Here is an 8,382-nt window from a genome sequence, read left to right as displayed (position 1 = left end):
GCTGGCGGACCAGGCGGGGCCGTTGCTGTCCGGCGCCGACGAGGCCGCCCTCCAGGTCATCGACGCGCAGTACGGCGGCATCCTGGCCGACTCCGCCAGCGTCCTGGTCGTATGCCGGCAGTGGACCCGCGCCGCGGGCGGCCAGGTGACCGCCGGAGGCACGACGGTGGACGTACGGCTGAGCCGGGCGCGGCCACGCTGGTCGGTGACGGCGCTCCACCCGGCGGCTCCGGGGCGCGCCTCGTCGACACTGTCCGCGACGGCCCGCAAAATCCTCGCCGACCGCCGCATCAGCCTGCCGCCGGCCTCCGAGGCCGACATCCGCAGCGGCTCCGTCCACCCCAGCGCGCTCAGCGCACTGCTCCGGCTTGCCGGCACCTACCGGATCGATGTGAGCGTCGTGCGGTCCGGGCATCCGCTGGACGTCTTCGGCACCAACCGGCCCAGCGATCACCCGCTCGGCCGCGCCTTCGACGTCTGGCGCATCAACGGGCACCCGGTGGTCGCCACGTCGACGCCCCGCTCCCTGATCGAGTCCTTCATGCGCGCCGCGGCGGCGGCCGGCTCGTACAACGTCGGCGGCCCCGTACAGCTCGGGGGCGGAGCCACGACGAACCAGTTCTTCTCGGACGCCACCCACCACGACCACGTGCACGCCGGCTTCAACAGCTGACGGTCCGGCCTCGCCGCGCACCCCCGAGCCCTGTCTCCGGCCACCGGGCGCCTCTCCGGCCACCGGGCGCCCCGTACGACGGACCGCGCCCGGTGCTTCGCGCTGCCCGGAGCCGGACGGGCCGGATCACCGGATGGGCCGGATCAGTGGTCCCGGGTCAGGTCCCCGGAGTTCCCGGTGAGTGGGACGCGTCACATCGGCGGCCGTGTCGCGCCGTAACTTCCCCTCACCCCCCAAAGCTCCGCCCCGTTCTCCGTCCGTTCCCCGCACCGTGGCACGGGAGCGACAGGACCACGGACCGCAGACCACAACGAAGCAGCGCCGTGCGGCGAGCTGCGCCCGCCCCCAGGGTCCGGTCCCCCGCTGCGCGATTGTCCGAGTGTGAGGAGAAGCCAGTGGCCGACAGGTGGGACGCCGTCGCGACGGCGACCGCGATCGTGGACGGCGAGGTGAGCGACCGGGACGTGGCCGAGGCCGCCATCGCCCGTATCGAGAAGCTGAACGGCGAACTCAACGCCGTCATCCACACCCGGTTCGACGAGGCGCTCGCCGAGGTGGACGCCGGGCTGCCCGACGGCCCGCTGCGCGGTGTGCCGGTCCTCGTCAAGGATCTCGGCATGGAGGTCACCGGGCTGCCCGCCACCGGCGGCAGCAGGCTCTTCGCCGATGTCGTCGCCACCCGCGACAGCGAACTCGTCAAGCGCTACCGCCGTGCCGGCATGGTCGTCCTCGGCACCACCAACACCCCCGAATTCGGCCTCAACGCCAGTACCGAACCGGTGCTCCGGGGACCGACCCGCAACCCGTGGGACCCCCGGCACTCGCCGGGCGGATCGAGCGGGGGGTCGGCCGCGGCCGTGAGTGCCGGGATGGTTCCGGTCGCCCACGCCAGCGACGGCGGCGGTTCGATCCGTATCCCGTCGGCGGCCTGCGGACTGTTCGGCCTCAAGCCCAGCCGCGGCCGGATATCCCCCTCCCCCCGGCCCACCACGCTGTCCGGACTGGTCTCGTCCCATCACGCGGTGACAACGACGGTGCGCGACAGCGCGCTCCTCCTCGACATCGCCGCCGGCCCGCTCCCGGGGGACGCATACGCGGCGCCCACCGCCGCCGACTCCTTCTCCGCTCTCGCGCGGCGCGATCCGGGACGGCTGCGGATCGGACTGATCACCGCCCTGCCGGGCGGCCCCGATGTGCACCCCGAGCCGGACCGGGCCGTGCGTGCGGCCGCGCGCCTGTGCGAGAGCCTCGGCCACGAGGTCGCGGAGACGACGGCTCCCTACCGCCCCGACGAGGTGGGCGCCGCCTCCGGCGTCCTGATGAACAGCGATCTGGTCGTACAGATCGATGCCCGTCTCGACCAGCTCGGCCGGCCGCTCGCCGACGACGACCTCGAACCCCTCACGAGGGTGCTCTACGAGCACTACCGCTCACTCGCCGCCGCCGACGTCAGCCGGGCGCTGCGGCGCGTGCAGGAGATCGGCTGGCAGGTCGGCGAGGCGTTCGCCGAGTACGACGTGCTGCTGAGTCCGACGCTCGCGCGGCCGACGGCCCGGCTGGGCCTCCTCGACACACGCCGGCCGGAGACGATCTACGAACACGCGGCCGTCTACTCCGCGTTCACCAGCGTCTACAACGTCACCGGCATGCCGGCCATGTCCGTCCCCTTCGGGCACGACGGCGACGGGCTGCCGCTGGGCGTCCAGTTCGCCGCCGGTCTCAGCGGCGAGGGGCTCCTGCTCGCACTGGCCGCACAGCTGGAACAGGCCGCGCCCTGGGCTGCCGGCGCCCCTGCCGGTACGGGCGACTGACGGATCCCAGCCCCACTCCCCCCGGTCGGCACTCCTCGGCAAAGGATCACGATGGCAGAGAACCTCACCCCGACCTCAACCACGGTCTCCAGAGGCCGGGCGATAGCCATGCTCGTCCTGATCATCCTCCTCTCGGAGGCGGGCACCTTCGAGATCACCATGGTCTACCCGGCGATGCCGGACATGGCTGCCGGCTTCAAGACCCTCCACATCGCCTGGGCCGCCTCCATCGTCAGCCTCACCGGCGCCACGGTCCTGCCGCTGGTGGGCAAGGTGGCGGACAACTGGGGCAAGAAGAGGGCCATCCTCTGCCTCGGCGCCGTCTTCGTCGTCGGCAGCGTCATCTGCGCGCTCGCGTCCTCGTTCGCCGTCCTGCTGGTGGGCCGGGCGATGCAGGGCTGTCTCGTCGGCATCGTCTCTCTCTCCTACAGCCTGGTGCGCGACATCATGCCGCGTGAGTTCGTACCGATAGCCCTGGGCACCGTGGTGACCGGGATCGGCATGGCGGCACTCGCCGGCCCCTTCCTCGCGGGCTGGCTCATCGACCAGTACGGATTCGAGGGCATCTTCTGGTTCCTCGCCCTGTACGGGATCGTGCTGCTGCCGGTCTACGCGCTGGCGATCCCCGAGAGTTCGGTGCGGGCCAACCGGCCCGTGGACTACATCGGGACCGTTCTCCTCGGACCGGGCACGGGTGTGCTGCTGCTCGGCATCACCCAAGGCAGCAGCTGGGGCTGGACGGCCGGCTCCACACTGACGTTGCTGATCCTCGGTGTGGCCATGCTGGTCGGTTTCACGCTCTGGGAGCGCGTCTGCAGTGCGCCGCTGATCTCGCTCGACGTGCTGCTGGGCCGCAGGTTCGGCCCGACCGTCCTGGCCGTCGTGTGCGTGTCGTACATGATGAACGCGCACGCCCTGATCAGCCCCACCATGCTGCGGACACCGGCCGGCATCCCGGGCATCAGTTACGGCGCGGGGCTTTCGGCCACCGAACTGGCCGTCTGGACCTTCCCGTTGGGCGTCGTCGCCATGATCCTGGGGCCGCTGGGCGGCTTCCTGTCCACGAGGATCGGCGCCCGCAACGTCCTTGTCGCTTCCGGCACGCTGTTCCTCCTGGTCATGTTCCTGGCCTCCCGGCTGTTCACCGTGCAGTGGCAGATAGGGCTGGTGAGCCTGGCCGGCGGCTGTGCCGTCGGGTTCCTGCACTCGTCGAACGCCAACCTCGTCCAGGACGCCCTGCCCGTCTCGCAGAGCGCGATGGGCAACTCGGTCGCCGGTATGACGGCAATGCTGTCCGGCGCCGTCGCGACGGCGATCACCGGCGTGGTCATGTCCGACCACGTCCTGACGGTCGATCCCACCACCCGGGCCGTGGTGTACGCGGACAGCGCACTCACCCACGCCTACGGGTATGCGGCGCTGGTGGGCGTCATCGGAGTGGCGGTCGCCCTGGTCATGAAACACGGCCGTGCCCCCTCGCAGGGCGGCCTCGACGAGCCGGGCGACGATCTCATCCGGCCGCAGGACGACCTGCGGCTGTCCCCGACCGAGGCCGCCGGCTGAGCCCGGCAGTCCGGCGCCATCGAACGGGCCGCCCGGCCGCGGTCTCCCACCGCGGCCGGGCGGCCCGTTCCACTCGTACGACGGTTGCCCGCCGGGTTCCGGCGAGCAGCCCGTGACCCGGTCAGGCCGGCGCCGGGTCCGGACGCAGTACGCCGAAGTCACCGGTCTGGATCGTCACGGTGAACCGGCGCTCGCACAGCAGCCACTGGCCCCGCGTGCGCTGCCAGTGGTCGTCGTACTCACCGCAGCACTCGTAGAACCGGTCGGCCATCGAGCCGGCGCCCTGGTGGAGGACGCGCGCGTACGTCAGCGACCTGGCGCGGTTGCCGTCGACGGTCACCCGGTGGTTGCCGAGCAGGTGCTGGGAGGGGCCGCAGCCGCCCAGATGGCGTCTGACGACAGCGACGACGTTCTCCACGCCGGTCGCCCCGTAACCGGACGCCTCAGGGGTGAAAGCGGCGGCGGCCTCCTCCCAGTCCCGGGTGTCGAACGCCGCGGCGAGGCGGGCGAGCCGTTCGGTGATCAGCCGGCGGTCGTCGAGGGTGTCGGTCATCGTCGCTCCTGTCGTTTCGCAGGCCCGTGGCCCTGGGCGCAGTGCGCGCCGCCCAGGGTTCGTAACTTCGTAACACAGGAGGGGAGTCCGGGCCCCGTGTTCTCCCGCTGACCGGGAGACCGGGGCAGCTTTCTCGCCTCCGGCGGTGCGCACGCATGCCCTGCCGGTGGGCGGTGCGCGCTACGGCCGGTGGGCGGCGGGCCTGCGGCCGCGCCAGATGTCCGTGAGCCGGGCAAGGACGACGACAGCGGCGAACAGGACACCCGCCCAGGAGATCCAGCTGCCGTGGGCGGTGAGTGCACCCCCGGCGCCGGGGAGCGCGTGATTCAGCACCCGCGCCTGCCAGAACAGCCAGGCCAGCGGCAGGGCTCCGGCGAGCGTGAGAGCCGTGTCGATACCGGCGGTCACCGGGCTCCACCGCCCCAGCCGCGCCTCGACCGCCCGGAGTACGACGGCGAGCACGATCAGGGTCAGGAAACAGGGGATCCATCCGTCCCACAGCGCCGGGTCGATGACGGGCACCGCCGCACCCGAACCGTCGTGCACCGGGGAGACCCATCTCTGCACGAGCAGCAGCGCGATGACGAGCGCGGCCTTGCCGCCCACCGCGATCACATCGCGCCGGCCGGTCTCCCGGCGCAGCTGGACGGGGGCCAGAAGATCCGGTGTCCACCCGGTGCGCACCTCACCCGTGCCGGACTTGGCGGTCACGGCCCGGTCCACGGCCGCGAACAGGACGGTCACACACACGGCGAGCCAGAGTGCCACTGTCACGGTGTCCTCAAGCGGCCGGAACAGCGTCGCCCACACGCTCCCGCCACGGGCGCGGCAGACGATCGCGAGCACCGCGTAGACCGCGGGCAGCACCGTGATGGCCAGCCCGCGCAGCGCATGCCGATAGCTCGGGTAGAAGTCGGGGCCGATGAGCGCGACGGGCCCGTGGGTGTAACGCGACGCGAGCCTGGCCGGGTTGCCCAGATCGCTCAGTGCCGCGTACTCGGCCGCGTCCGGGGTCTGTCCGCGGGCGATGCGGGCGTCTATGTCGTCCCCGATCGATGCGCGCAGCTCCCGCTCGATGTCGCTCCGCTGCTTCTCCGGCACGCCTCGCGCGACGGTCATCACATAGCGGTCGGTCAGGGTGGCGGTCACCGCTCTTCTCCTTCCGTGGTTTCCCGTTTCGTGGCTTCCGGGTCGAGACCTGCCAGGGCTGTGCCGATCGCCAGCCACTCGTGCTGGAGCGCCTTCGCCAGGAGGACGCCCTCGCCGGTGGTGCGGTAGATCTTGCGCGGCCGGGCCTGGCTCGTGTCCCACTCGCTCAGCAGCAGCCCCTGGCCCTCGAGCCGGCGCAGCAGCGGATACAGCGTGTTGGCCGCCACGGGCACCCCCGCGCGGTCCAGTACGTCCAGCAGCCGGTAGCCGTACTCGGGTTCTCGCAGTGCGAGCAGGCTCGCGAGCACCACGGAGCCGCGGCGCAGCTCCTGACGGTGCGTGTCGAGCAACTCAGATTCAGTCACGACCGACACGTTACTGTGTGGCACACACTATCGTCCAGCGACAATGATGGGTGAGAGAAGAGTCCGACGGGTCCTGCGAGGCGGGGTGAGGGCAGAGCGGCGGGCGGCACACCCAGGGGCCGGAATCCGCCTCCGACGAGCCGCCGTCACCCGGGCCGCCGACCGCGTAGGCTCGACGGATGGCGAAGTATTTTGACGTGCATCCGGACAATCCGCAGCGGCGCACCATCAGCACGGTGGCCGAGAGTCTCCGCTCCGGCGCGCTCGTCGCGTATCCGACGGACTCCTGTTACGCGCTGGGGTGCCAGCTGGGCAACCGCGACGGCATCAGCCGGATCCGCTCGATCCGGAACCTCGACGACCGCCACCACTTCACCCTGGTGTGCCAGGACTTCGCCCAGCTGGGGCAGTTCGTCCACATCGACAATGACGTGTTCCGGGCGATCAAGGCGGCGACGCCGGGCAGCTACACGTTCATCCTCCCGGCGACGAAGGAGGTGCCGCGTCAGCTGCTGCACCCGAAGAAGAAGACGGTCGGTGTGCGGATTCCCGATCATGTCGTCGCTCAGGCACTGGTCACCGAGCTGGGTGAGCCGCTGCTCTCCAGCACCCTGCTGCTGCCCGACGAGGACGAGCCGATGACGCAGGGCTGGGAGATCAAGGAGCGGCTCGACCATGTGCTCGACGCCGTGGTCGACTCGGGCGACTGCGGGACCGCGCCGACCACGGTCATCGACTTCTCGGGCGGTGAGCCCGAGATCGTACGCCGCGGGGCGGGCGACACCTCGCGGTTCGAGTAGGACCGCGCAACCGGCCCCGGACAGCCACCGGGCCCGGACAGCGACCGCACCCAACCGGCCCCTGTGGTCAGGCCGTTGGTGTGAGCACCTCGGCGACCAGCGCGGCGGCCCTGGCCACCAGCGGGTTGTCCGTCGGGCCCTGCGGGTCGTACTTGGTGGAGAGCACCGACAGCACCAGCGGCGGGCGTTCCGGTGGCCACACGACGCCCACGTCGTTGGCGACGCCGTACTGGTCGCCACCGCCCGTCTTGTCCGCCAGGGTCCAGTCGGCGGGCAGGCCGGCTCCGAAGCGTTCGCCGTCGGTGGTGTTCGCCGTCAGCCAGCCGGTCAGCTTCTCGCGGTGATACGGCGTCAGCACCCGGCCGATGACGAGCCGGGCGACCGTGGTCCCGACGGCACCGGGGCTTGTGGTGTCGGTGGTCCGCCACGGCTCGGCCGAGTTCAGCTCCGGCTCCCAGCGGTCGAGCCTCGTCGTGGAGTCTCCCGTCGAGCGGCAGAAGCGGGTGATCGCCGTGGGGCCGCCGAGCCTGCTGAGCAGAAGGTTCCCCGCGGCGTTGTCGCTCTCACTCACGGCGGCGGCGCAGAGCTGGCCGACGGTCAGGCCGCCTGCGATGTTCTCCGGCTTCCCGGTGACCGGGGTGTAGCCCGACTTCTCGACGAGCTCCTCGGTGTAGTGGACGCGCCTGGCCAGATACTCGCCGTGCCGGTCGAGGTCCCGCAGGACCGCCCCCGCCGCGAGCACCTTGAACACCGAGCACATCGGGAAGCGCTCGCGGGCGCGGTACTGCACGGTCGCACCCGTGGCCGTGTCACGGGCGAACACCCCGATCCGCGCCGAGTACTCCTGCTCCAACGCCCTCAACCGCCCGGAGATACCGTCAGCGGGCGGTGCGGCGTAGGCCCGGCCGGCCGTGGGCACCAGGGCGGCCAGGGCCGTGCCGGCGCCGATGGCCAGTACGGTCCGGCGGGACGGAACAGCTTCGGTGATCTGCACGATGGCCTCGTTCCTCGTCGCGTGGTCAGGATGTTCCGGGCCGCGCAGGAGCGGTGGCGGGGCCCGGTTCCACCGGCACACAGTCAAGTCGGCGGCCCGGAGCCATGTCGAATACACTCTCGGGCTCAGGTCGATTCAGGCTTGATATCTGCGCACGTCGGAGGGCATGTTGCTGACCGAACGGCATCTGGAGATCTTTGTCGCGCTGGCGGAGGAGGAGCATTTCGGCTCCGCCGCACTGCGTGTGGGCATCACCCAGCCACCGCTGTCCCAGGGGCTGCGCCGGCTGGAGACCCTGCTGGGTGTCCGGCTGTTCGACCGCGACCGGGGTGTCACCCTCACCGATGAGGGAGCCCTGCTGCTGCCGCACGCCCGCCGCGCCCTGACCGCGCTCACGGAGCTGCGGGAGGCCGGTGTGCGTGAGCGGGCCGACGGGCGGGGGCTCAGGCTGGGCGTGGCGCCCGAGGTGCCTGC

Annotated in this window: 9 protein-coding genes; 5 read left to right on the top strand and 4 right to left on the bottom strand. The window is 71.6% G+C overall.

The features are described 5' to 3' along the window. The 3 genes from G3I19_RS32090 to G3I19_RS32080 all read left to right on the top strand — a co-directional run. Positions 1-673 (top strand): hypothetical protein (locus tag G3I19_RS32090; protein WP_203600782.1); only part of this gene is annotated, 673 nt, incomplete at its 5' end. Positions 674-1,068: 395 nt separating this feature from the next. Then, the gene (locus G3I19_RS32085; protein ID WP_164267235.1) at positions 1,069-2,484 is read left to right on the top strand and encodes an amidase family protein; all 1,416 of its coding nucleotides are present in this window, start codon (positions 1,069-1,071) and stop codon (positions 2,482-2,484) included. Positions 2,485-2,535: 51 nt separating this feature from the next. Then, a complete protein-coding gene (locus tag G3I19_RS32080) occupies positions 2,536-4,047 on the top strand; it encodes an MFS transporter (RefSeq protein WP_164267234.1) in 1,512 nt (503 codons plus the stop codon). A gap of 121 nt (positions 4,048-4,168) precedes the next feature. Here G3I19_RS32080 and G3I19_RS32075 read toward each other — a convergent pair whose 3' ends face one another. The 3 genes from G3I19_RS32075 to G3I19_RS32065 all read right to left on the bottom strand — a co-directional run bounded on the left by G3I19_RS32075 (position 4,169) and on the right by G3I19_RS32065 (position 6,114). Further along, complete coding sequence (locus G3I19_RS32075) at positions 4,169-4,600, bottom strand: nuclear transport factor 2 family protein (protein WP_164267233.1); 432 nt, start codon at positions 4,598-4,600, stop codon at positions 4,169-4,171. Positions 4,601-4,780: 180 nt separating this feature from the next. Next, positions 4,781-5,749: a permease prefix domain 1-containing protein gene (locus G3I19_RS32070; protein ID WP_164267232.1), complete on the bottom strand. Its 969-nt coding sequence runs from the start codon at positions 5,747-5,749 to the stop codon at positions 4,781-4,783. Next, positions 5,746-6,114: a helix-turn-helix transcriptional regulator gene (locus G3I19_RS32065; RefSeq protein WP_164267231.1), complete on the bottom strand. Its 369-nt coding sequence runs from the start codon at positions 6,112-6,114 to the stop codon at positions 5,746-5,748. Before G3I19_RS32065 ends, G3I19_RS32070 begins: the two co-directional genes overlap by 4 nt. Before the next feature lie 179 nt (positions 6,115-6,293). Here G3I19_RS32065 and G3I19_RS32060 point away from each other — a divergent pair, with 179 nt between their 5' ends. Then, positions 6,294-6,914 (top strand): L-threonylcarbamoyladenylate synthase, encoded by a 621-nt coding sequence (locus G3I19_RS32060; RefSeq protein WP_164267230.1) that lies wholly within the window; start codon positions 6,294-6,296, stop codon positions 6,912-6,914. A 67-nt stretch (positions 6,915-6,981) separates the two neighbouring features. Here G3I19_RS32060 and bla read toward each other — a convergent pair whose 3' ends face one another. Beyond that, positions 6,982-7,908: a class A beta-lactamase gene (bla, locus tag G3I19_RS32055; protein ID WP_343235270.1), complete on the bottom strand. Its 927-nt coding sequence runs from the start codon at positions 7,906-7,908 to the stop codon at positions 6,982-6,984. Between the two features lie 169 nt (positions 7,909-8,077). Between bla and G3I19_RS32050 the strand changes: the two genes are divergently transcribed. Continuing rightward, on the top strand, positions 8,078-8,382 hold a 305-nt coding region (locus G3I19_RS32050), incomplete at its 3' end, for a LysR family transcriptional regulator (protein ID WP_164267229.1).

Source organism: Streptomyces sp. SID10853 (assembly GCF_010548145.1).
Lineage (GTDB): Bacteria > Actinomycetota > Actinomycetes > Streptomycetales > Streptomycetaceae > Streptomyces.
This window is presented reverse-complemented; position numbering and strand designations above follow the sequence as displayed.